Origin of the sequence: Microbacterium sp. ZW CA_36 (assembly GCF_044987475.1) — a bacterium.
Lineage (GTDB): Bacteria > Actinomycetota > Actinomycetes > Actinomycetales > Microbacteriaceae > Microbacterium.
Genome location: NZ_JBJDRL010000050.1, coordinates 1 through 19,002, shown reverse-complemented (window position 1 = coordinate 19,002; position 19,002 = coordinate 1). Strand labels below are relative to the sequence as shown.

At 70.2% G+C, this 19,002-nt stretch carries 19 protein-coding genes; 7 read left to right on the top strand and 12 right to left on the bottom strand.

The genetic code is table 11. From position 1 onward, the window contains the following. The first annotated feature begins 4 nt into the window (after window positions 1-4). The gene (locus ACI3KX_RS16960) at window positions 5-1,183 is read left to right on the top strand and encodes an MFS transporter (protein ID WP_404910445.1); all 1,179 of its coding nucleotides are present in this window, start codon (window positions 5-7) and stop codon (window positions 1,181-1,183) included. A 27-nt stretch (window positions 1,184-1,210) separates the two neighbouring features. Here the strand turns inward: ACI3KX_RS16960 and ACI3KX_RS16955 are convergent, their stop codons facing one another. From ACI3KX_RS16955 to ACI3KX_RS16935, 5 genes are all read right to left on the bottom strand, one after another. Then, window positions 1,211-1,741, bottom strand: coding sequence for a MarR family winged helix-turn-helix transcriptional regulator (locus ACI3KX_RS16955; RefSeq protein WP_404910455.1), 531 nt, complete (start codon window positions 1,739-1,741; stop codon window positions 1,211-1,213). 311 nt (window positions 1,742-2,052) lie between these two features. After that, window positions 2,053-2,661: a PadR family transcriptional regulator gene (locus ACI3KX_RS16950; protein WP_404910454.1), complete on the bottom strand. Its 609-nt coding sequence runs from the start codon at window positions 2,659-2,661 to the stop codon at window positions 2,053-2,055. Between the two features lie 179 nt (window positions 2,662-2,840). Continuing rightward, window positions 2,841-4,253 (bottom strand): aminomethyl transferase family protein, encoded by a 1,413-nt coding sequence (locus ACI3KX_RS16945; RefSeq protein ID WP_363355466.1) that lies wholly within the window; start codon window positions 4,251-4,253, stop codon window positions 2,841-2,843. A gap of 92 nt (window positions 4,254-4,345) precedes the next feature. Next, complete coding sequence (gene purU / locus ACI3KX_RS16940; RefSeq protein ID WP_363355464.1) at window positions 4,346-5,221, bottom strand: formyltetrahydrofolate deformylase; 876 nt, start codon at window positions 5,219-5,221, stop codon at window positions 4,346-4,348. Next, on the bottom strand, window positions 5,218-6,156 hold the full coding sequence (locus ACI3KX_RS16935) for a methylenetetrahydrofolate reductase (protein WP_363355462.1): 939 nt from the start codon (window positions 6,154-6,156) through the stop codon (window positions 5,218-5,220). Before ACI3KX_RS16935 ends, purU begins: the two co-directional genes overlap by 4 nt. A 336-nt stretch (window positions 6,157-6,492) precedes the next feature. Here ACI3KX_RS16935 and ACI3KX_RS16930 point away from each other — a divergent pair, with 336 nt between their 5' ends. The 5 genes from ACI3KX_RS16930 (at window position 6,493) to ACI3KX_RS16910 (ending at window position 10,877) form a co-directional block, all read left to right on the top strand. After that, complete coding sequence (locus tag ACI3KX_RS16930; RefSeq protein ID WP_363355460.1) at window positions 6,493-7,485, top strand: ABC transporter substrate-binding protein; 993 nt, start codon at window positions 6,493-6,495, stop codon at window positions 7,483-7,485. Window positions 7,486-7,569: 84 nt separating this feature from the next. Next, the gene (locus tag ACI3KX_RS16925) at window positions 7,570-8,403 is read left to right on the top strand and encodes an ABC transporter permease (RefSeq protein ID WP_363355458.1); all 834 of its coding nucleotides are present in this window, start codon (window positions 7,570-7,572) and stop codon (window positions 8,401-8,403) included. Continuing rightward, window positions 8,400-9,224 (top strand): ABC transporter permease, encoded by an 825-nt coding sequence (locus tag ACI3KX_RS16920; RefSeq protein ID WP_363355456.1) that lies wholly within the window; start codon window positions 8,400-8,402, stop codon window positions 9,222-9,224. Before ACI3KX_RS16925 ends, ACI3KX_RS16920 begins: the two co-directional genes overlap by 4 nt. Continuing rightward, the gene (locus ACI3KX_RS16915; RefSeq protein ID WP_363355454.1) at window positions 9,217-10,020 is read left to right on the top strand and encodes an ABC transporter ATP-binding protein; all 804 of its coding nucleotides are present in this window, start codon (window positions 9,217-9,219) and stop codon (window positions 10,018-10,020) included. The genes ACI3KX_RS16920 and ACI3KX_RS16915 overlap by 8 nt, the downstream gene beginning before the upstream one ends. Next, window positions 10,017-10,877, top strand: coding sequence for a PaaX family transcriptional regulator C-terminal domain-containing protein (locus tag ACI3KX_RS16910; protein WP_363355452.1), 861 nt, complete (start codon window positions 10,017-10,019; stop codon window positions 10,875-10,877). Before ACI3KX_RS16915 ends, ACI3KX_RS16910 begins: the two co-directional genes overlap by 4 nt. A 13-nt stretch (window positions 10,878-10,890) precedes the next feature. On the opposite strand, the gene ACI3KX_RS16905 is transcribed toward ACI3KX_RS16910, so the two are convergent. From ACI3KX_RS16905 to ACI3KX_RS16880, 6 genes are all read right to left on the bottom strand, one after another. Further along, entirely contained in the window at window positions 10,891-11,352 is a 462-nt protein-coding gene (locus ACI3KX_RS16905) for a DUF3237 domain-containing protein (RefSeq protein ID WP_404910444.1), read from the bottom strand. Continuing rightward, the gene (locus ACI3KX_RS16900; RefSeq protein ID WP_404910443.1) at window positions 11,349-12,872 is read right to left on the bottom strand and encodes an acyl-CoA synthetase; all 1,524 of its coding nucleotides are present in this window, start codon (window positions 12,870-12,872) and stop codon (window positions 11,349-11,351) included. Before ACI3KX_RS16900 ends, ACI3KX_RS16905 begins: the two co-directional genes overlap by 4 nt. Window positions 12,873-12,995: 123 nt before the next feature. After that, a complete protein-coding gene (locus ACI3KX_RS16895; RefSeq protein WP_363355446.1) occupies window positions 12,996-13,448 on the bottom strand; it encodes a MaoC family dehydratase in 453 nt (150 codons plus the stop codon). Between the two features lie 54 nt (window positions 13,449-13,502). Further along, entirely contained in the window at window positions 13,503-14,708 is a 1,206-nt protein-coding gene (locus tag ACI3KX_RS16890; protein ID WP_404910442.1) for an acyl-CoA dehydrogenase family protein, read from the bottom strand. Between the two features lies 1 nt (window position 14,709). Then, window positions 14,710-15,612: an amidohydrolase family protein gene (locus tag ACI3KX_RS16885; protein WP_404910441.1), complete on the bottom strand. Its 903-nt coding sequence runs from the start codon at window positions 15,610-15,612 to the stop codon at window positions 14,710-14,712. Between the two features lie 25 nt (window positions 15,613-15,637). Continuing rightward, complete coding sequence (locus tag ACI3KX_RS16880; RefSeq protein ID WP_404910440.1) at window positions 15,638-16,582, bottom strand: SDR family NAD(P)-dependent oxidoreductase; 945 nt, start codon at window positions 16,580-16,582, stop codon at window positions 15,638-15,640. Window positions 16,583-16,675: 93 nt separating this feature from the next. On the opposite strand from ACI3KX_RS16880, the gene ACI3KX_RS16875 reads away from it, so the two are divergent. Then, entirely contained in the window at window positions 16,676-17,152 is a 477-nt protein-coding gene (locus ACI3KX_RS16875) for a MarR family winged helix-turn-helix transcriptional regulator (protein WP_404910439.1), read from the top strand. A 369-nt stretch (window positions 17,153-17,521) separates the two neighbouring features. On the opposite strand, the gene ACI3KX_RS16870 is transcribed toward ACI3KX_RS16875, so the two are convergent. After that, the gene (locus ACI3KX_RS16870) at window positions 17,522-18,748 is read right to left on the bottom strand and encodes an MFS transporter (RefSeq protein WP_404910438.1); all 1,227 of its coding nucleotides are present in this window, start codon (window positions 18,746-18,748) and stop codon (window positions 17,522-17,524) included. Window positions 18,749-19,002 lie beyond the last annotated feature (254 nt).

Below are 19,002 nucleotides of genomic sequence, written 5' to 3'. Positions count from 1 at the left end.
GCGCGTGCGCGTCTTCGAACCGTTCGGCAACCGACGTTTCTCGCTGTACTTCAGCGGACAGGTGATCTCGAACACCGGCACGTGGTTTCAGAACCTCGCGCTGTCGCTCGTCGTGCTCGAGGCGACCGGCAGCGCCCAGGCGCTCAGCGGGGTGACCGTCGCGCAGTTCCTGCCGTTGCTCGTGCTGAGTCTTCCGGCCGGCCGCCTCGCCGATCGGGTGCGACCGCGCACGATTCTGCTCGTGACCTCACTCGCATCGGCGCTCGTCGTGGCGGGGCTCGCGTTCGTGACCCTCGCCGCCGAGCCGCCGATCGTGGCGATCTACGCACTGGTGGCCGCGCTCGGCACGGTCCACGCGTTCGAGAGGGTGGCGGCGCAGGCGATCATCTTCGAGATCGTCGGACCGGAGAGCCTGGGTCGCGCTGTCTCGCTCAGCACCATCGCGCTCGCCTCGGCGCGTTCCATCGGCCCAGGACTTGCCGGCATCGCCTTCCAGGGACTGGGTGCGACGGCCTGCATGCTGATCAACTCGGTGTCGTTCCTGCTGGTGTTCGCATCGATCGCGGCCATCCGCCCTGCGCGGCTGTTCCCGCGTCCTCGGCGGGCGGAGCGGCCGGGACGCGGCATCCGTTCCTCATTCTTCAGCCGCGAACTGGTGACGCTGCTCATCGTCAACGCGCTCGTAGCCCTGCTGGCGCTCAACCTCATGCTCGTGCTGACATCGACCGTGAGTCTCACCTTCGGCGGCGATGCGACGGCGGTCGGGGCGACCCACACGCTGAACGCCGTGGGCGCCATCGCGGGCGGCGTCATCGCCGCCGGCCGCGATCGCGTCACCGTGCGCTCGCTCATCGTCGCGTGCGTGGGACTCGGAGCGGCGCTGCTGATGAACGCCGCGGCGCCCACGCTGGCCATCCTGCTCGCGCTCGGGCCGCTGCTCGGCCTCGGCGTCGGGTACTACCACGGCATCCTCAACGCGGCCGCCCAGGTCACCGTCGCTCCCGACCAGATCGGCCGGACGATGTCGCTCGTGACGCTCGGCGCCTACGGCATGGTCCCGTTCGGCGCCCTGCTCATGGGATGGGTGATCGACGCCCAGGGCGGAAGGGTGGCGCTGGCGATCGGCGGCCTCACCGGTTTCGCGTGCGCGGCGTTCGTCGCCGTCCGGCTGCGGAGGCGATGACGGATGCCGGCGGCCCGGGCCGCCGCTTCAGGACGGAGCCAGTCCCGACCCCTTGCTGGGGCGTCGGCGGTTGGCGACCGCCTCGGCCTCGGCATCCGCATCTCCGAAGTAGCCGCCCGCGAGGGTGTCGGCGGCGCGATCCAGCACCTCGGCGAGCGAGCGCCCGAGGTCGGGGCCGATGATCTCGGCAAGCCGATCCTCGCGCTCGCGGATCTCGCCCTCGCACTTGGCGAGCGTGTCCCAGCCGGTCTCGCTCAGCCGCACCAGCCGCACGCGTCGGTTCGTGGGATGCTCGACCCGCTCGATGAGGCCCGACTCCAGCAGTTCAGCCGACACCACATGGGCCGCCTGGGAGCTGACGAACGTGCGACGGGCGACCTGCGCGTTCGACAACGGCACCCCTTCGCCGAGCACCTGCAGGATGAGGAGCTGAGCGAGAGTCACGCCGTGCGCGAGGGCGGTGTTCTCGGCGGCGCGGTTCAAGGCGCGTGCCAGGCGGTATGCCGTGTAGTTGAGCCGGTCGGTGGCGGGCGTTCCGCGCGGATCCGGGCTTTCCATCGACACGGGACCAGCCTAGCCGGGACCCGCTCACGGTCGGCCGACAGGGTCGCCTCTTCGCCGCAAGACGGGCAGGGCGGCGGTGCAGGGCCCCGTGTCTCTGCGTTTCGACTCGCAAGCTCGCTCGACGACCGAGGATCAGGAACCGCGTTTCGTCTCGCTCGTTCCTCGCTCGCTCAACGACCGCTCGTTCCTCGCTCGCTCAACGACCGGGGATCAGGAACCGCGTTTCGTCTCTGCGTTTCGACTCGCAAGCTCGCTCAACGACCACGTTCCTCGCTCGCTCAACGACCGGGAGCCGGGTACGGCGATCAGGTACCGGTCGCCGACTGGGCCTCGGCGCCGTCCAGGCGGTCCACGAGCTCGAGGCCGCGGCGGGCCCAGGCGATCTCGCCCTGCGCCCGCTCGACGAGGCCCTCGTACGCGAAGCGCTTGTAGGCGATCGTGCGCTCGCGGTCGGCATCCGCCGTCACGGCGAGGCGGCGCACGAGCATCGGGTTGGCGATGGCGTCGATGCGTTCCAGCTCACCCTCCCACTGCGCCAGCTCGCCCTCCCACTGCGCGATGTGGCGCTCCAGGAAGGATCGGGCCGCCTCGGGCGTGGTCGCCTCGAGGTAGGCGGCGCGCAGGTGGGCGGGGTCGCGAACCCGCTGGTAGTCGAGGGGAGAGGCCATCCAGTCGAGGAACGCCCGGTTGCCGGCATCCGTCACGTGGTACATGCGCCGCGTGCCGCGCTCGCCGCGTGTCTGCTCCTCGCCCTCGATGAGGCCGAGCTCCTCCATCTTGCGCAGCTCGGGGTAGATCTGGGAGTCGGGTGCATGCCACACATGTCCGACGGACTGGTGGAACTGCTTCTGCAGGTCGTACCCCGACAGCGGGCCCACCCGCAGGATCGCCAACAGCGCATACCGCAGACTCATCAGGTGCTCTCCTTCCTCGCCCGAGGGTAGCGGGCCGAAGACGGTGAGACCCCAGTCGACGGACGAGAGTGCGGGATTCACCCACGGTCTCGTCCGCCTGATGAGGTCTCACGGTCGAGCCTCGGCGGAATGGTACGAGGGGGCCCGCCCGCAGGGCGGACCCCCTCGGGTCTCGTGGCTCAGGCGGGCTGGGCCTGGTACCCGGTGCGCCAGCCGCCGTGGTAGCTCTGACGCACCACCGTGGAGTACGGCACCGGCGAGACCACCGCGCGCACCTCCAGCTGCTGGTGCGGTTCGACCGAGGCCTTCGTGGTGCCGCCGTTCGGCTCACCCCAGACGACCGTCACCTCGGCGCCTTCCGGCACGTCGGGGTTCACGGTCGCGAGCGAGAGCGCCCGCTTCTCGTTGGCGCTGTACCCGGTGAACATCGAGAAGCCCACGACGCTGCCGTCGGCATCCGTCACCGCGTCGTAGTTCGCCGAGCCGTAGTTCGCCAGCGGCAGGTCGAAGAACTTGTAGCTGTCGCCCTCGACGTCGAACAGCGACGCGAAGATCTTCGTCACGTCCTCGGCGTTCCACGCCAGCGTCACCTTGCGGCGCTGCGTCTCGGGGTCGATCTTCTCGAGCGCGTCGCGCCCGATGAAGTCGTGGTCGAACTTCACGAACGAGCCGTAGCCGAGCTCCCACGGGGTCAGGTAGTAGTCCTCGATGTTCTCCGACACGAACGAGCCGGCGAGCGTGCCGGTGGCCTCGTAGCTGTCGACGCCGAGCCACTCGCGGTAGCCGCGCTCGGCCTCGCCGGAGTAGATGGCCGGCAGCGGCGACGGGATCCAGCCCGACTCGAGGGTGTTCGAAGGGTAGGCGCGCGAGCCGACCGGGACGAGGCCGAACTCCGCGCCCGCCTCGACGATGATGTCGCGCACGCGGTGATGGTCCTCGTACGGTCCCCACACCTCGAGGCCGGGCGCTCCCGCCATGCCGTGGCGCAGGGTGCGGACGTTGGCGCCGCCGATCTGCATCTCCGACATGCTGAAGAACCTCAGCTGCTCGAGGGGTCCGCCGTTGAGCTTCTCGATGACCTGCCATGCGGCAGGGCCCTGGATCTGAAAGCGGTAGTAGCGCCGGCTCACGGCGTCGCCGTACGGGCGCGACGGCGAACGCCGGTCGACCGTGACATCGAGGTTGGAGTAGCCGCCGGTCTCACCGTGGTACATCAGCCAGTTGGATGCCGGCGCACGGCCGACGTACACGTACTCGTCCTCGGCCTCGTGGAACAGGATGCCGTCGCCGATGACGTGCCCCGACGCGGTCGTCGGCACGTACTGCTTCGCGCGGTTCACGGGGAAGGTCGCGACGGAGTTGATGGCCGTGTCGGAGATCAGGCGGATCGCATCCGAGCCCTTGAGGAACACATTGTCCATATGGTGCGACTGGTCGTAGAGCACGGCGGTGTCGCGCCAGGCCTTCTGCTCCTTGATCCAGTTCTGGAAGTCCGCGGGGACCACCGGATAGATGTACGAGCCGATCTGCGAGTTGCGCAGCATCTCGACGGCGTTCTGGCCGTCGAGCAGCTCCTGCAGATTCTTCGCCATGGGGAACCTCTCTGTTCGTGGGGTGTGTGGTTGTGGGACGGATGCCTCGGGCCGAGCGTTTCGTCTCGCTTCGCTCGCTCGACGACCGGGGGCTACGTGAAGACGATGGTGCTGTTGCCGTGGCGGATCACGCGGTCCTGGGCGTGCCATTCGACCGCCCGCGAGAGCACGGCGCGCTCGACGTACGCGCCGCGGGCCTGCAGGTCGCCGGCGGTCATCGCGTGGGTGACGCGGGCGACATCCTGCTCGATGATCGGGCCCTCGTCGAGGTCGGCGGTGACGTAGTGGCTGGTCGCGCCGATGAGTTTGACGCCGCGCTCCTTGGCCTTGCGGTAAGGGGCTGCGCCGATGAACGCGGGCAGGAACGAGTGGTGGATGTTGATCACCGGCACCCCGACCTCGTCGAGGAACGAATCGGAGAGGATCTGCATGTAGCGGGCCAGCACGACGAAGTCGACGTTGCCCTTCAGCAGCTCGACGATCCGCGCTTCGGCGGCCGACTTGTCGGCTCCCTGCGAGGGGACGTGGAAGAACGGGATGCCGAAGCTGCGGACGTCCTCCGCGGTGTTGGTGTGGTTCGAGATGACCATCGGGATCGTCACCGGCAGCTCGCCGCGACGGTGCCGCCAGAGCAGCTCGAGCAGGCAGTGGTCGCTCGTCGAGGCGAGGATCGCCATGCGCTTGGGGATCGACTGGTCGGTCAGCCGCCACTCGAGGCCGAGCGGACCGAGCGTCTCGTCGAGGTCGGCCTCGATCGCGGGCAGCGCCGCCTGCAGGTCGACGCGATGGAAGACGACGCGCTGGAAGAACTCGCCGCCCTCGGGGTTGTCGGAGTACTGGTCGAGCGTCACGATGTTGCCGCCGACGCGGGCGACCAGCGCGGTCACCGCCGCGACGATGCCGGAGCGGTCGGGGCCGTGCACGATCAGGCACGCATGATCGCGCCGCACCTCGAGGTGGGTCGTCATCGGCGCGCCCCGTGCGCCTGCGCGGCGACGAACTCCCGCGCCCAGGTGCTCGTCGCGAGCAGGCCGCCGAACGTGTAGAAGTGCAGCTTCACGTCGCCGTACCCGGCCTCGGAGCCCGTTCCCGCAGCCGCTGCGTCCATCGAGTCGGCAGTGGGCTGAGGAGCCGAGCTCAGGCGCTCGGCCAGGTCGGACACGAAGCGGTCGGGCCCGGCGGTGCCCATCAGGTTTGTGAGCGAGAAGCCGTACTTCTTCACGATCATCGCGTTCGCGCCGATGCCGAATCGGCGGGCGAAGCCGAGCAGCCGCTTGATGCCGGCGGGTCCGGGCGTGCCGATGCGGATCGGCGCGTCGATGCCGCGATCGCGCACCTGGCTGATCCAGGTCATCACCGGATCGGTGTCGAACGCGAACTGGGTCAGGACGACGGCATCCAGTCCCTCCTGCGCGAGCGTGAGCGCCTTCTCGTCGAGGTGGCGCCAGAGCACGTCGGCGGGGATGTCCGGGTGGCCCTCGGGGTAGCCGGCGATCGACACCTCGCGCACGCCGAACTTCTGCAGCACGCCGGAACGGATCACCGTGAGCGAGTCCGGGTAGGGGCCTTCGGGCTCGGCCGGGTCGCCGCCGACGGCGAACACGTGTTCGGTCGCGCCGACCTCCTGCAGGCGCCCGAGGAACTCCTCGAGCTCGTTCTGCGACCGCAGCCGCCGCGCCGAGAGGTGGGGGACGGGGATGAAGCCCATCTCCTTGACGGCCTTCGCGGCCGCGACGCGCATCTCGAGGTCCTCGTTGCCGAGGAAGGTCACGTTGACCTTCGTCCCCTGCGGGATCGTGTCGCGCGCCTCTTCGAGACCGGCGATGTCTTTGCCGGTCATCTCGAGCGAGAAGCCGTCGACGAGGGCGGCCGCCGAGGGCGATGCGGGGGTCGCATGGGCCATGAGAGAGGTCCTTTCCTCTTCCGGGTGCGTCTCTGCACCGCGGTGATCTGAGAATACCTATGACCATAGGTAATGGCAATAGGCACGCTGTGCGTGCGGACCCATCCTGCGCGGGGCGGCCCACCACGCACGCCGTGATTTCCGTTGAGCGGATGCCGAGGCGCGAAGTCGCGGGTGATTCAAGCAATCCGTGACGGGCGTCACAAAAGCATTGACAATCGACGTCGAGAGGCGCACCATGACTCTTGTCCGGCACGCCGCGGTGCCGACTCCGACTCCCGGTCGGGCGGACGCGGCTGTCGACACCCACAGCACCCGCTCCTGAGAGGCCCGTCAATGAAGAAGAGTCTTGCCACCCTCGGCGTTCTCGCCGCCGCCGCGCTCGCGCTGAGCGGCTGCACCGATTCCGCCGCCGATCCCGAATCCACCGCCACGTCCGGCGGCGACGCGGAGGGCTCGGGCGAGCTCACCGCCGTCCGCGTGGCCGCGCTGCCCATCGCCGAGACCGGCGCCCTCTGGGCCGCCATCGACGAGGGCATCTTCGAGGACCACGGCCTCGAGATCGAGGTCGTGCCCGCGCAGGGCGGCGCCAACGCCATCCCGGCACTGCTGAGCGGCGACATCCAGTTCGCCATCGGCCAGCCGTTCGGCCCCATCCGCGCGGACGTCCAGGACCTCGGCGTCGTGATCGTCGGAAACTACGCCAACAGCCTCGCCGAGGGCGACGACGTCAACGCGGTCGTCGCGCTGGGCGACTCCGGCATCACGCGGCCGGCCGACCTCGCCGGCAAGAAGGTCTCGGTGAACACCATCGGTGCCGCCGGAGACCTGACGATCCGCAAGGCCGTCCAGGACGACGGCGGCGATCCCTCGACGATCGAGTTCGTCGAGGTCGCGTTCCCGGACGTTCCCGCACAGCTCGCCGCCGGCACCATGGACGCCGCGTGGGCGCCCGACCCCTTCCGCGGCATGGTCCTCGGCGACGGCGGCGTCTCGGTGGTCGCGCCCTACCAGGCGACGATCCCCGGCCTGTCGGTGCTCACGAACATCACGACGCAGGCGCTCCTCGACGAGGACCCCGACCTCGTCGCCGACTACTCGGCCGCGATGGCCGAGGCGCTGGAGTGGGCGGGCGACAACGAGGATGCCGTGCGCGCCGCGATCGCGACCAACCTCGAGATCCCCGACGAGGCGGCTGCCGGCATCACGCTCCCGACCTTCACGTGGGACCTCGCCGACGCCGGCATCGAGGACCTCGGCACACTGGCCGTCGAGTTCGGCTACATCGAGGCCGAGCCCGACTTCGACCGACTGCTCCAGCAGCAGTAGCCCCGCGACGTGGGGGTGACGGATGCCGCGCGCCGCGGCATCCGCCACCATCCACGTCCCCCGACCGCACCGATCGGAGGTACCGTGACCGCCACCGCTGACGCCCCGCCGGCCGTCGCCACGTCGCCGCGCGCCCGGCAGAACCGCACCATGCGCAAGGTCGTGCTCGGCGTGGCCGGCATCCTCGGGTTCCTGGCGACATGGCAGCTGCTGCCGACGCTCGGGATCGTGAACCCGGCGTACTTTCCGACGGCGACAGAGACGATCGCGCAGCTGTTCGTGCTGTTCGGCGATCTGGAGTTCTGGCGCAACGTCGGCCGTACGCTGACGTCCTGGGCGCTGGGCCTCGTGATCGCGACGGTGCTCGCCGTGGTCCTCGGCACGGTCATCGGCCTGGTGCCGTTCCTGCGCCGAGCGACGCACACCACGGTCGAGTTCCTGCGGCCGATCCCTTCGGTCGCCCTCATTCCGCTCGCGATCCTCATGTTCGGCTATCAGCTGCAGGCCGCGCTCCTGATCATCGTGTACGCGAGCTTCTGGCAGGTGTTCATCCAGGTGCTCTACGGCGTCGCCGACGTCGACGCCGTCGCCCGCGACACGGCGCGCAGCTTCGGGCTGTCGCGGGGGTCGCGGATCGTCAACCTGGTCTTCCCGACCGCACTGCCATACCTCATGACGGGCCTCCGGCTCGCAGCGACCGTCGCACTGATCCTCGCGATCACCGCCGAGATGTTCATCAGCATCCCCGGACTCGGACGCGCGATCATGCTCGCCCGCGAATCCGGGCAGTGGACGACGGTGTACGCCCTCGTGATCGTCACCGGCATGCTCGGACTGCTCGTCAACCTCGTCTTCCGGGCGATCGAGCGCCGGTCGCTGTCGTGGCATCAGTCCGTACGAGGGGAGGAGGTCCTGTGACCCTCTACACGAGCACCGTCGTCACGCCGCGCCGCTCGTCCCGGGTGTGGGCGAAGTTCGGCGAGAACACCGCGTACGCGCTGGGTCTGCCCATCATCCTGCTCGTGGTGTGGGGCATCTGGTCCTCGGTCTCGCCCGCCCCGTTCTTCCCGAGCCCGCTCGTCATCGCCGAGGCATTCGTCGAGACGTGGGTGGGCCCGGCGTTCTTCGACGACGTGGTGCCCAGCCTCGGCAGGCTCGCGATCGGCATCGTGCTGGCCGTCGCCCTCGGCATCGCGGCGGGCATCGTCATCGGCCTGGTGCAGTGGCTGCGAGAGCTGCTCGAGCCCGTGTTCGAGTTCTTCCGCGCGGTGCCGCCGCCGGTGCTCATCCCGATCGTGGCTGTCCTCGTCGGCGCGAACGACCTCATGAAGGTCGTCGTGATCGTCGCCGGCGCGATCTGGCCCGTGCTGCTGAACACCATCGAGGGCGTCCGATCGACGGACTCGGTGATGACGGAGACCGCACGGTCGTTCGCGGTGACCTCGGGTGAGCGGCTGCGGTATCTGGTGCTGCCGGCCGCGAGTCCCCGCATCATGACGGGTGTGCGGCAGTGCCTCTCGATCGCGCTGATCCTGATGGTCATCTCCGAGATGTTCTTCTCGTCCTCGGGTCTGGGCTATCGAATCGTCTACTTCCAGCGCAACTACCTCATCGCCGAGATGTGGAGCGGCATCGTGCTGCTCGGCCTCATCGGCGTCCTGCTCGCGGTGATCTTCGGGTTCGTCGAGCGGCGCGTGCTTCGCTGGTATCACGGAATCAAGGAGGTCGAGCGTGCCTGACACACTGCTGAACGTCGAGAACCTGCGCAAGGTGTACGAGTCCACGACCGGGAACGTCGAGGCGATCGGCGACATCGGGTTCCGGATGAATGCCGGTGAGCTGGTGTGCATCGTCGGCCCGTCGGGCTGTGGCAAGACCACGCTGCTCAAGTGCATCGCGGGGCTGCTCAAGCCGACCTCGGGCGTCATCGAGCTCGGCGGCCGACGTGTCACGGCGCCGCCGCCGAACATGGCGCTCGTCTTCCAGGAGTACGGGCGCAGCCTGTACCCGTGGCTCACCGTCCGCGGCAACGTCGAACTGCCGCTGAAGCACAAGAAGCTCAGCCGGGCGGAGCGCGACCGCCTCGTCGAGGACGCGCTCGTCGCGGTCGGCCTCGAGCACGCGACCAAGAGCTACCCCTGGCAGCTCTCCGGCGGCATGCAGCAGCGCGTGGCGATCGCCCGCGCCGTCGCGTACCAGCCCGAGGTGCTCATCATGGACGAGCCCTTCGCCGCGGTCGATGCCCAGACCCGCGCCGATCTCGAAGACCTGGTGCGCAAGCTGCACCGCGAGCGCGGGATGTCGATCCTCTTCGTGACGCACGACATCGACGAGTCGGTGTACCTCGGTGAGCGCGTGATCGTGCTGTCGAAGTCGCCGACCTGGGTGCAGGAGGACCTCGCCATCGACCTCGCGCCCGACCGCGACCAGATCACGACGCGCGCGCTGCCGCGGTTCACCGAGCTGCGCACCCACGTGTACGAGCAGATCCAGCGCGCCAAGCGCGGCGAGGCCGTCCGCCCGGAGGCCGCGTGAGCGTCGCACCCGCCAGGGCTGCCGTCGCGGAGCCGGCGCTCTCCGCCGTCGAGACGTCGGTGCTCACGCGCAAGCCGCGGCAGCTGCTCCTGGCTTTCTTCGGCGAGTACGTGTGCGACCGGTACTTCGAGCCGCTGCGCGCGAGCGTGCTGATCGGTGCGCTCGAGAGCGCCGGGGTCGCGGCCTCCGCGGTGCGGACCAACCTCGACCGCATGGTGCACAGCGGGCTGCTCGAACGCCGTCGCCTCGGCCGTGAGATCGGGTTCGTCCTCACCGGGCACGGCAGCGAGGTGCTGCGCGAGGCCTCCGGCCGCGTCAACGGGCCGGCGCCGTTCGAGCCGCAGGGCGAAGGCTGGACCCTCGTCACCTACACCGTTCCCGAGCACCTGCGCGACCTCCGCCATCGCCTCCGCGCGGCCCTGACGTGGTCGGGATTCGCCGTGCTCCGCGACGGACTGTGGATCGCACCCGGCGCCGTCGACCTCGCCGCGGCGCTGGGGGCGATCATCCCCGACCTGCCGCCGGGATCGGTCACCGCGTTCTCGGCCGCCGAGCTGGACGGGTTCCCCATGGTCGAAGCGGTCCGCGTCGCGTGGGACGTCGAGCGCATCCGCGAGGCGCACGACGAATTCATCGAGCACTGGGAGCGAGAGGATGCGGCATCCGATCTGCCTCCCCTCACCGCGCGCACGCTGCTGGTCGCCGACTGGCTGGCGCTGCTGCGCGCCGACCCGCGCCTGCCGCGCCAGTACATGGGCGAGGACTGGCCCGCCGACCGCTCGTTCGAGCTGTTCACGCAGCGCCACCGCGAGTTCGCCTTCCCCGCGGTGCGGGACTTCGCGGCGCTCGTCGGCTGAGCCGGAGCGTCGCTCAGGTGACGCGGTAGGCGACGTATCGGACGCGGCTCGCCTCCCGGACGTACGACGCGATGTACACCGCCCGCTCGAACTCGGGGCGTGTGGCGGACTCGAGCGTGAGCGCGGCACGGAAGTAGTACGCGTCGGGATCGACGTCTTCGCCGCGCAGCAGCGCCTCGAGCACCTCCGGGTCGCCGCTGCGCACGCCCTGGGCGCGGATGTAGAGCAGCGACCCGTCATCGTCGCGGGCGCTGTAGCGGCCGTCGATCTCGATCGAGCCGTCCGCCCGCACTGTCTGCCAGTCGGCGCCGCCGGCGAGGATCGTGCCGGTGACCTCGCCGGTGATCGTGCCGCCGACCACCGGGATGATGCGCCGATGGCCGGCGCGCGTCATGCCGTGGTCCTCGAGCGGGCCGAGCTCGGCGACCACCTCGAACGCCGCCACGAGGGACGGCACCGGCGGGATGCGCGTCATCGGCTCTCGCCGAACCGCGACCGCAGGTCGGCCTTGCGCACCTTGCCCGACGCGGTGCGCGGCAGCTCTTCCACCACGACCACGTTCTTGGGCAGCTTGTAGCGCGCGAGCACGCCGTCGAGGTGGGAGCGCACGATCTCGGTGTCGACCTCGGCGCCCTCCTTGAGCGTCACGACCGCCCACGGCACCTCGCCCCAGCGCTCGTCGGGCACGCCGACGACCGCCACGCCCGAGATCCCCTCGATGTCGGAGATGAGGTTCTCGACCTCGGCGGGATAGATGTTCTCCCCGCCGGAGATGATCATGTCCTTCAGACGGTCCGCGATGTAGAGGTAGCCGTCGGCATCGAGGTAGCCGAGATCGCCCGAGCGGAACCAGTGATCGTCGGTGAACGCGGCCGCGGTGGCGTCGGGCTGGCCGTGATAGCCGAGGAAGACGTTGGGGCCCGAGATCTCGATCTCACCGACCGTCCCGCGCGGCACGACGTCGCCGTGCTCATCGGTGATGCGCACTTCGGTGAAGAAGTGGGGGAGGCCGACGCTGCCCTGCTTCTCGCGGGTCATCGAGGGTGCGAGGGATGTCGCGCCCGGCGAGGTCTCGGTCATGCCGTAGCCCTGTGAGAACGACAGCCCGCGCTCCTCGTACGCATTGAGGATGCGGGTGGGTACGGCCGACCCGCCGCACGTGAGCTTCTGCAGCGTCGAGATGTCGGTCGCCGCCCAGTCCGGGTGGTCGGCCAGCATCTGGTACGTGGTCGGCACGCCGCTGAGCATCGTGATGCCGTGGCGCTGGATCTGCGCGAGCGCGCGACCGGGCTCGAACCCCTTCTCGAGGACGAGCGTCGCGCCCTTCAGCATCACCGGCAGCGCGCCCATGCCGAGCGAGGCGACGTGGAACAGCGGCGAGATCATGAGCGAGACGTCGGTCGAGACGACGTCGTAGTCGACGATGCAGTTGACGGCGACCCACGTGAGGTTGCCGTGGCTCAGCACAGCGCCCTTCGGCCGCCCCGTCGTGCCCGACGTGTAGATGATGGCCGCGGGGTCGTCGAGGCTCACCTCGGCGACGGTGTGGCCGCCCGGGGCGTCGGCCACGAGGCGGGCGAGGCCGGGGTGCTCCGGCAGCCCGTCGCCGGTCACGATGACGTGGGCGATGCGCCCCGCCTCGATGCCCGGCATCGCCCGTTCCAGGAACTCCGGGTCGAGCACGACGGCGCGCGCACCCGAGTCGACGAGGATGTGCTGCATCTCGGGACCGGCGAGCCGCGTGTTCAGCGGAACGAAAACGGCGCCCAGCTGCGCCGCGCCGAACATGACCTGCAGGAACTGCGGGCTGTTCTCGCCGATGTAGGCGACCGCGTCGCCACGACGGATGCCGCGATGCCACAGCACAGCGGCGACGTGGTCGGCGGCATCCGCGAGCCGGCGATAGCTCAGCTCTTGGTCGCCGAAGACGACGGCCGTCTTGTCGGGGTCCTTCAGCCGCCGCTTGGCGAGCCAGAACCCGATTCCCTCGTGCATCGTTGCGGAGTCCTCTCCCTCGAGGAAGGTGGTCGGTCTGGCGTTTCGTCTCGGTCGCTTCGCTCCCTCGCTCAACGACCGGGTCTCGGTCGTTGAGCGAGCGAAGCGAGACGAAACGCGCTCTCAGGCGTAGAAGCGGTAGAGGCCGCGCGCGACGACGGCGGGCTTCTCGCCGCCTTCGATCTCGATCGTCTGATCGACCGCGAACTGGTAGCCGCCGCGCACCTCGGTCACCTCGTCGATGACGGCGTTCATGCGCACGCGGGCGCCGACGGCGACCGGCGAGACGAAGCGCACCTTGTCGAGACCGTAGTTCACGCGCGTCGTCACGCCGGTGACGTCGAACAGCTCCGACCAGAACTTCACAGTGAGCGACAGCGTCAGGAAACCGTGGGCGATAGGCCCGCCGAACGGACCGTCGGCCGCGCGCTCGGGGTCGATGTGGATCCACTGGTGGTCGTCAGTGGCGTCGGCGAAGAGGTTCACGCGGTCCTGCGTGACATCGAGCCACTCGGTCCAGCCGAGGTCGGTGCCGGCGAGCCCGGCGACGTCGGCGTAGTCGACGGTGGTGGTCATGGATTCTCCTTCGGTGGGGTCTGGCTCTTCGACAGGGGCGGCAGCCGGCGTCGATCAGGTGAAGGCCGACGCGCCGGTGAGCGCGCGGCCGACGATGAGGGCGTTGATCTCGTGCGTGCCCTCGTACGAGTACACGGCTTCGGCGTCGGCGAAGAAGCGGGCGACGTCGTGTTCGAGCAGGATGCCGTTGCCGCCGAGCACTTCACGGCCGAGGGCGACGGTCTCGCGGGCGAGACGGGCGGTCTGCATCTTCGCGAGCGCCGAGTTCTCGTCGGCGAACGCGCCGCCGACCTCGGCGGAACCGTCCTGCTGAAGGGACAGCTGCACGACGAGGGCGAGCGACGCCACGCAGTTGCCGAGCATGCGGGCGAGCTTCTCCTGCACGAGCTGGAAGCCGCCGATCGGCCGCCCGAACTGGTGTCGCTCGCGCACGTAGCGCACGGCGGCGTCGAGCGCGCCGGCCTGGAGTCCGGCGGCGATCCAGGCGACGTCGGCGCGCATGGCCCGCAGGATGCGGGCCACGTCCGCCCATCCGTTCACGTTCTGCAGCCGTGAATCCTCGGCCACCTGCACCCCGTCGAGCGTGATGAGGGCGTTCTGCATCGGCCGCAGAGAGATCTTGCCGCCGATCGTCTCGAGGCGGACGCCCTCGGCGCCGGTCGGGACGAGGAACGCCTTGACGGCGCGGTCGTCGACGTCACGTGCGAAGACGACGAGCACATCGGATGCCGCAGCCCCGCCGATCCACTTCTTGCGGCCGTCGATGACCCAGCCGTCGCCCACGCGCCGCGCGCTGGTGGCGAGTCCGCCGGCGATGTCGGAGCCGTGCTCGGGCTCGGTCAGCGCGAACACGCCCTTGAGCTCGAAGCTGCGTACGCGCGGGTCGAGCCCGGCCGCCTGTGCGGGCGAGCCGCCGAGGGTGATCGCCGTCCGGAAGAGGCCGGACTGGGCGTTGTAGAGGGTGGCGACCGAGACGTCGGTGCGCGCCAGTACGTAGTTGCGGAACCCCGAGTAGACGCTCGACGCCGCCTCGGCGGCATCCATCCCCTCGGGCTGCATGAGATCGAGCGGGATGAGCGCGTCGAGCACCTCGGACGGCATGGTCGCCGTCTCCCACGCGTCGGCGAGGAGCGGGCGGATGTCGCGGTCCAGGGCGGTCTGCAGCCGCCCGAGTGTCGCGCGGGCGGCGGTGCTCAGGTGGGCGGCCGCGATCGCGTACGGGTCGAACCCGAACGTCGCATCCGCCTCGAGCGCCGGCATCTCAGCCGCCGAGCCCGAGGAGGCGTACCGCGTTGTCCTTGAGGATGCCGGGCAGCGCCTCGGCCTTGAAGCGCGCGGCGCCCGAAGCGGTCGGCAGCTCGGCGTCCCGCAGCCAGCGGTCGGGCGTGAGCAGCGGGAAGTCCGAGCCGAAGAGCACGCGGCTCTTCAGGTACGAGTTGGCGGCGCGCACGAGCGACTCGGGGAAGTACTTCGGGCTCCAGCCCGACAGGTCGATCCAGGTGTTGTGCTTGTGGGTCGCGACCGACAGGGCCTCGTCCTGCCACGGCACGGACGGGTGGGCCATGATGATCTGCAGCTCGGGGAACCGCGCCGCGACGGGGTCGAGCAGCATCGGGTTGGACAGGCCGAGCAGCAGGCCTCGCCCACCCGGCAGGCCGGCGCCGATCCCGGTCTGGCCGGTGTGGAAGAGCGCGACGACGCCCGCCTCTTGCAGCGTCTCGTACAGCGCGGAGTGCGCAGCGTCGGACGGATCGAAGCCCTGCACGGTGGGATGGAACTTGAACCCTCGCACGCCGTGGTCCTCGATGAGGCGGCGCGCATCGTCGATCGCCGTCGGCTTCAGCGGGTCGACCGAGCCGAACGGGATGAGCACGTCGTTGTTGCGGGCGGCCCCCTCGGCGATGTCGGCGCTCGAAAGCGGCGACTGGCCGAGATTCGTCTCGGCGTCGACCGTGAACACGACGGCCGCCATCCGCCGCTCCCGGTAGTAGGCGGCGACGGCGTCGAGGTCGGGGTTCGGTCCGTCGGTGCTGAAATAGGCCGCCGCGGCATCGCGGAGGTCGTCGGGCAGCGACGAGTGACCGAGGTGGTCGACCTCGATGTGCACGTGCACGTCGAGCGCGGTGAGCGCGTCGACGTCGATCGCGGGTTCGTAGCGGGTCATGGGCGTTTCGTCTCGCTTCGCTCGCTCAACGACCGGTCGGCGCCGGGCGCTGCAGCTCCTCCGGGAGCGGCGGGAACCTCTCGCCGACCGACTGCAGGGCGCCGGCTGCGTCGGGGAACCCGGTCGCCAGGTCGTCGTACGACCAGCCGCCCTCGTGGTACGCGGTCGCGACCGCCTCGGGGTGCGACCACACCTGCAGGCGGTCGCCGCCGATGCCGATGGCCTGCCCGGTGACGCCGGCGGCGGCATCCGATGCGAGGTAGGCGATCAGTCCGGCGACGTCGTCGGACGTGCCGAACCCGAGGTCGTGCCGGAAGAACGCGGGCATCGGCTTGCCCGCGGCGTCGGCCTCGACTGCCGCGGCGAAGTAGGGGACCGTCGCGGTCATCGCGGTCGCGGCCACCGGGATGACGGCGTTGGCGGTGATGCCGGCCTTCTTCAGCTCGAGCGCCCACGTGCGCACCATGCCGACGATGCCGGCCTTCGCGGCGGCGTAGTTCGTCTGCCCGAAGTTGCCGCGCTGACCCGTGGGCGAGCCGATGCAGATGATGCGGCCGGGGACCTCGTTCGCACGCATGTAGGTCGCTGCCTCGCGCACGCAGGTGAAGGTGCCGCGCAGGTGGACGTTGATGACGGTGTCGAAGTCGTCGTCGCTCATCTTCCACAGCACGGTGTCGCGCAGCACACCCGCGTTCGTCACGAGGATGTCGAGCCGGCCGAACGTGTCGACGGCGGCCTGCACGAGCTGCTTCGCTGTCTCGGTGGGGCCGACCGGTGCGACCACGGCGACGGCGCGGCCGCCCTCGGCCTCGATCGAGGCGACGGCCTCGGCAGCGGTGGCATCGTCGACGTCGTTGATCACGACGGCGGCGCCCTGGCGGGCGAGCTCCTGGGCGTAGGCGAGGCCGAGGCCGCGGCCCGAGCCGGTGACGATGGCGACCTTGCCGTCGAGGGGGGCGTGCGAAGACATGCGTGAACTCCTTCGTGTCGGGTCCATTGAAGTCCTAACCGTTGAGAAAGTCAATCATTCCGTTCATCCATGAAGTGGACTAGCATCGTGGCCATGCCGAAACCCGCCGACGCCGCCGTCGCGCCCGTCGCGCCCGAGGGGCTCCGCTCGTCCGCCCTGACCGACGACGTCAGCTTCCTGCTCGCCCGCGCGAACGCCATCGCGCTCGCCGCGGGCAACGCCGCACTGGCCGAGCACGGACTCAAGGCCCGGTCATACTCGGTGCTCGTCCTCGCGTCGGGCGATGCCCGGCCGTCGCAGCGGGAGCTCGCCGAATTCCTCCGGCTCGATCCCAGCCAGGTCGTCAGCCTCGTCGATGAGCTGCAGGCCCGGCACCTCGTCGTGCGTCAGCCCGATCCGTCCGACCGGCGGGCCAACGTCGTCGTGGCGACCGACGCCGGCCGCGAGCTCGTCGCCGTCGCCCGCGAGTCCGCCCGCGCCGCCGAGGAGCGGGTCCACGCGCAGCTGAGCGCCGACGACCGCGAGACCCTTGGCGCGCTGCTGCGGGCGCTGGCCTTCCCCGACGAGTGAGCCCGGGCGTTCGGGGGACGCGAATCGTGGCAACGCGTCCGGCGTCGCCGCGTGTCGTGACACCCGAGTTCGCCGGGCCGCGGTTCGGGGGACGCGAATCGTGGCAACGCGGCCGGCGTTGCCGCGTGTCGTGACACCCGAAGCCTTGGGCCAGGGTTCGGGGCACCTGCGACGTCGTCTCGAGCCACGGCGCGGGGCGCGGCATCCGTTCCCGCAGGCCGCCGTTCGGGGGACGCGAATCGTGGCAACGCGGCCGGCGTTGCCGCGTGTCGTGACACCCGAGTTCGCCGGGCCGCGGTTCGGGGCACGCGAATTGTGGAGACTCCGGCCGGCGTTGCCGCGTGTCGTGACACCCGAACCGACGCCGGGTCAGGAGCGTTCGAGGACGTAGCGGTCGCGTCCGGCGAACACGCCGACGACCGTGAGCGCGGCGAGCACCGCGAGCACCAGCGCGAGCGAGGCGATCCAATCGCCGGTGAGGCTGTGGAGCGCGCCGAACGCGACCGGGCCGAACGCGGCGATCACGTATCCGACCGATTGCGACATGCCCGACAGAGCAGCCGACGCGTCGTGATCGCGCGCCCGCTGCGCCATCAGCGTGAGCGACATCGCCAGCGTCGCGCCGCCGGTGAGTCCGATGAGCGACGCCCACAGCAGGACGGCGTCCGGCGCGATCATGAGGCCGGCGACGCCCACGATCGCGAGCGAGGGGATGAGGGCGGGCGCCCACCTCTCCAGGCCGCCGCGCAGGATCAGCGGCAGCAGCAGGCAGCCGGCGAGCGAGAACAGCTGGTAGACCATGACGTCGATCCCGGCAACCACCTCGGTGCGGCCGATCGACATCGACAGCGGGGCGAGCCAGGTCACGAACATGTAGAACATGGATGCCTGGAGTCCCATGTACACGGCGACCAGCCACGCGGTCGCGTCGCTCCAGATGCCCGTGCGCCCTCGTGGCGCGGAACCCCGGACATGAGCGTGCGCCGCGCCGCGGTGCGCCCACCACCACCCGACGATCGCGAACGGCAGCAGGGCGGCGCCCGTCACCAGGAGGGCGAACCGCCACCCGGCGGGATCGCCGCCGAGGGGGATGTGCGAGATCGGCACCACGACCCCCGACGACACCGCGCCGAGGCCTGCGAGGAGGGCCGTGTAGGCGGCCGTCACCGAAGGGACATGCGACGGGAAGTCGCGCTTGACCACGGCGGGCATCAGCACGTTGATGATCGCGATGCCGATGCCGATGATCGCCGTGCCGACCCAGAGGCTGACGACCGGCCCCGGGATCGAGCGCACCAGCGTGCCGGCCAGCAGCACGATGAGCGACCACATCAGCACCCGCGGCTGCCCGAACCGCCGGCTCAGGTCGTGGGCGAGCGGCGAGAACAGTGCCCACGCGATCAGCGGCACGGCCGCGAGCACTCCGAGCGCCGAGACCGACATCCCGGTGTCGGCGCCGATCTGGTCGAGCAGCGGGCCGAGACCGGTGATCGCCGGCCGCATGTTCGCCGCGACCAGGCACACGGCCACGAGCAGCATCGCGATCGAGGTCGTGCGCGACGGCTCGGGTCGTGCGGTCCGCGACGATGAGGCCATGGGCACCGGACTATAGCCGAGACCGCCGCGCGGCATCCGTCCATTCCCGTTGAGCGGCAGACGCCCGGCGGGAGCTGTCATCGCCCGGCGGGGGTGTTCACTTGCGCTGAACGTACGCTTCCGGGGCTCATTCCCGTACGTGTAGCGCAAGTGAACACCCCCGCCGGGCGATGACAGCTCCCGCCGGGCGTCTGCCGCTCAACGGGAATGGACGGATGCCGCGCGGCGGTCTCGGCTATAGTCCGGTGCCCATG

What these genes read in the sequence shown, in the direction of transcription:
- ACI3KX_RS16875 (WP_404910439.1), top strand. Translation starts at nt 16,676, where the DNA reads ATGCCGAAACCCGCCGACGCCGCCGTCGCGCCCGTCGCGCCCGAGGGG.
- ACI3KX_RS16950 (WP_404910454.1), bottom strand. Translation starts at nt 2,661, where the DNA reads ATGAGTCTGCGGTATGCGCTGTTGGCGATCCTGCGGGTGGGCCCGCTG.
- ACI3KX_RS16900 (WP_404910443.1), bottom strand. Translation starts at nt 12,872, where the DNA reads ATGCACGAGGGAATCGGGTTCTGGCTCGCCAAGCGGCGGCTGAAGGAC.
- ACI3KX_RS16890 (WP_404910442.1), bottom strand. Translation starts at nt 14,708, where the DNA reads ATGCCGGCGCTCGAGGCGGATGCGACGTTCGGGTTCGACCCGTACGCG.
- ACI3KX_RS16955 (WP_404910455.1), bottom strand. Translation starts at nt 1,741, where the DNA reads ATGGAAAGCCCGGATCCGCGCGGAACGCCCGCCACCGACCGGCTCAAC.
- ACI3KX_RS16880 (WP_404910440.1), bottom strand. Translation starts at nt 16,582, where the DNA reads ATGTCTTCGCACGCCCCCCTCGACGGCAAGGTCGCCATCGTCACCGGC.
- ACI3KX_RS16895 (WP_363355446.1), bottom strand. Translation starts at nt 13,448, where the DNA reads ATGACCACCACCGTCGACTACGCCGACGTCGCCGGGCTCGCCGGCACC.
- ACI3KX_RS16905 (WP_404910444.1), bottom strand. Translation starts at nt 11,352, where the DNA reads ATGACGCGCATCCCGCCGGTGCCGTCCCTCGTGGCGGCGTTCGAGGTG.
- ACI3KX_RS16935 (WP_363355462.1), bottom strand. Translation starts at nt 6,156, where the DNA reads ATGGCCCATGCGACCCCCGCATCGCCCTCGGCGGCCGCCCTCGTCGAC.
- ACI3KX_RS16870 (WP_404910438.1), bottom strand. Translation starts at nt 18,748, where the DNA reads ATGGCCTCATCGTCGCGGACCGCACGACCCGAGCCGTCGCGCACGACC.
- ACI3KX_RS16945 (WP_363355466.1), bottom strand. Translation starts at nt 4,253, where the DNA reads ATGGCGAAGAATCTGCAGGAGCTGCTCGACGGCCAGAACGCCGTCGAG.
- ACI3KX_RS16930 (WP_363355460.1), top strand. Translation starts at nt 6,493, where the DNA reads ATGAAGAAGAGTCTTGCCACCCTCGGCGTTCTCGCCGCCGCCGCGCTC.
- ACI3KX_RS16885 (WP_404910441.1), bottom strand. Translation starts at nt 15,612, where the DNA reads ATGACCCGCTACGAACCCGCGATCGACGTCGACGCGCTCACCGCGCTC.
- purU (WP_363355464.1), bottom strand. Translation starts at nt 5,221, where the DNA reads ATGACGACCCACCTCGAGGTGCGGCGCGATCATGCGTGCCTGATCGTG.